This is a genomic window from Alphaproteobacteria bacterium LSUCC0719, from assembly GCA_040839025.1.
Taxonomy (GTDB): domain Bacteria; phylum Pseudomonadota; class Alphaproteobacteria; order Puniceispirillales; family Puniceispirillaceae; genus UBA8309.
Genome location: JBFPJN010000011.1, coordinates 1 through 2845 on the forward strand (window position 1 = coordinate 1; position 2845 = coordinate 2845).

Below are 2845 nucleotides of genomic sequence, written 5' to 3' on the forward strand. Positions count from 1 at the left end.
CGCATGGGCCACCCGGGGGTACCGGTACATGTGCAGGTGCGCCCGACAGGGATTGGTGGAGTGTGGGTTTTCGGGGTTACGTCCTGCCCCATGTAGGCATCGAGTTTCCCAGCCGTAATCTGGTTTTCCTGATTGAAGTCAGAACAATCAGATAAAATTACCGTGGTTTTTGGAAAGGCAGCCTCTGCTGAAGTGGTTGGTGTGACAAAACAATATGCCGTATTGTTTTGATGCCATTAACGTGTGGTGGACAAAAATTAAGACGGCTTAATTATGTCAAAAGACAGTGTATTACAAGAGAGAGCAATACGAACTCGGGAAGCATTACGCGAAGCTTTCATCTATTCCCTCGAGCGAAATGGATATCTAGACACATCCATCTCAAAAGTTGCAGAAGCAGCAAATAGCAGTGTTGGGGCTTTTCAGAACCATTTCGGCACAAAGAAAGCCGCGCTAATGCTGTTTTGGGAAGACTACTGCACAGAAGCTAACGAGGAAATCGATGCGATCAGAGGGCAGTTCATACGCGCATCAAGTTTTGAAACTGAAGAGTTTCTATTTTGTCTTTCGCAAAAAACGGCCAAACTCCAAGAAGCAAACACTGGCTTAAACCAAGCTATGAATGTTCATTTTGTGAAAGATAGAAACTTACATCAGAAAACAATTGAAGTCATGGAGAACATGGTTGACACGATCTTCGAAGTATTAAGTACCAAAGCTGATGTAAAGGTTTCACCGGGGGCAGCACGATTTGCTGCCCAAATCATAATTACTCTGAACTTAAATTATACGCTCGGCGGGGCGCGGTTATTACCAACAAATGCGGAGGCTAGACACAGGGGACTAGCGCGCTCGGCCGCAGCACATATCGTCTGAAGCAGTGACGCGGATCAAAATTATTACGCCTAATTTTACTGATACAACATATCGAGAAGGCCAAAGTGCTCTAACGGTAAGTTAAAAATAAGGCATATTTATTCTGTTTAAATTACCCTCTCTCAAAAAAGAACCTCTCGGCAAATTTGGCCGACGGTTGAGAGTGAGCAAATCATAATGTGGAGCAGTAGCGCTCAGCTGAGGCAGTTTTTCTCGCGCGCAGGGAAAGCTCTTGCAGTTATTCCTTTTTTTTCGTGTTCTTACCCAAATTTGCCACCGGTGCAACAACGGATGCGTTGGATATGCCAGCACAGATATGTACAGGCTCGTACCAGAAAGTCAGATATACAGCGGACACAAACTACTTCGGCATCAATACAAATCCGCCAAATGGAAACGATGCATACGATGGCGATCTCGACAGCATTTATGATGATGCAGACATTAACTTCATCTCCCCATTTACTGACGGCGGTGCGCAAGGACCTTTACTCAATTCCATTTATACATGGGGTGCAGTGACTGCCTTGCCTACAACAACGCCGGGATCGAGCAGCCACAACACTCCTGATGAGACAGGTGGTGTAGCTGAGGCTGTCGTTTATTCATTCCGTGTCGAAGGTACTGCGAGTGCCGCGTCTACCGTATCGTATGCTGATAGCGCTAGTCATGATGTCATGCTTGTCACAGTGGAAAATGCATCTGGTGTTGTCCTTGCATCACAGTTCCTAGATGGCGACGGTGTCTCAGATTCAGTGCCGGGCGTTACTGCAAACACAAACTCAGGAATCAATTCTGGAACTCTTAGCTTCACCTATCCAGCCACCGGAGCAGCGTTTCTGAGATACTACGTTGTTGATCTCGGCGGCGGATATGGAAGCGTTTTGGACGGCGGATGCGTAGCTACCGTTTCCTCCGTTTCTGTTCCTTCTGATGGCAGCTACAAAGAAGGAGATACACTCAGCTTTACGGTGAACACGTCAGACAATGTGACAGTTGTAACCACTGGTGGCACACCTCAGATTGCTTTGACCATTGGGAGCACGACACGGCAAGCAACATATGCGTCTGGCACAGGAACGTCTTCGCTCGTATTTAGCTATACCGTTCAAGCAAGCGAGACAGACACAGATGGTATTGCCGTTGGCTCTTTATCTGCCAATGGTGGGACACTTAAAGACAGTGCTGGGAATGACCTTAATCTTACACTCAATAGTGTCGGCAGCACGTCCTCTGTCTTGGTCGACACTACAGCCCCAACCATCAGCTCTGTAAGTTTGAATGCGGCGAATGATGCATTGACGGTTACATTTGCTGAGGATGTCTATAACACAAACGGTGGCTCTGGAGATTTGGAGGTATCTGATTTTGCGATCTCTATTTCTGGTGGAACAGCAACAGTAACGGCCACACCGAGTTCGATCACAAAGACCTCCCAGAGTGTGTGGGTTCTTGGGGTCAGCACATCAGGAACGGCGGACGGGAATGAGACGCTGAGTGTTGTGCCGTCTGGAGCTGCAGCAATCTATGATGTGGCTGGCAATGCAGCGTCAACCACACAATCTAACAACACCGCGAGTTTGACGGAGAAGGTTGCTCCGACGATGACGATCACGGCAGCTGAGGTGAGTGATGGGGATGCATCCTCTGACGGCACTCTTTCACTGACGTTCACGTCCAGCGAGGCGACGACCACCTTTGCCGTTGGGGACATAACCGTTACTAATGGCTCAATTAGTAACTTCGCCTCAACATCATCAACTGTCTACACGGCTACTTTTACGCCAGCGGCGGATGGTGCCACAACGATTGATGTGGCTGGGGGTGCATTTACGGATGCTGCTGGCAACAACAACACTGCAGCCTCACAATTCAATTGGACCTATGATGCAACGGGTCCGACGATGACGATCACGGCAGCTGAGGTGAGTGATGGGGATGCATCCTCTGACGGCACACTCTCTCTGAC

The 2845-nt window shown here is 48.5% G+C and carries 2 protein-coding genes; both read left to right on the forward strand.

The window, feature by feature from the left end; all coding sequences use genetic code 11:
- Nucleotides 1–273: 273 nt before the first annotated feature.
- Nucleotides 274–876, forward strand: coding sequence for a TetR/AcrR family transcriptional regulator (locus AB3X55_13240; protein MEX0504550.1), 603 nt, complete (start codon nucleotides 274–276; stop codon nucleotides 874–876).
- 302 nt (nucleotides 877–1178) lie between these two features.
- On the forward strand, nucleotides 1179–2845 hold a 1667-nt coding region (locus tag AB3X55_13245; protein MEX0504551.1), incomplete at its 3' end, for an Ig-like domain-containing protein.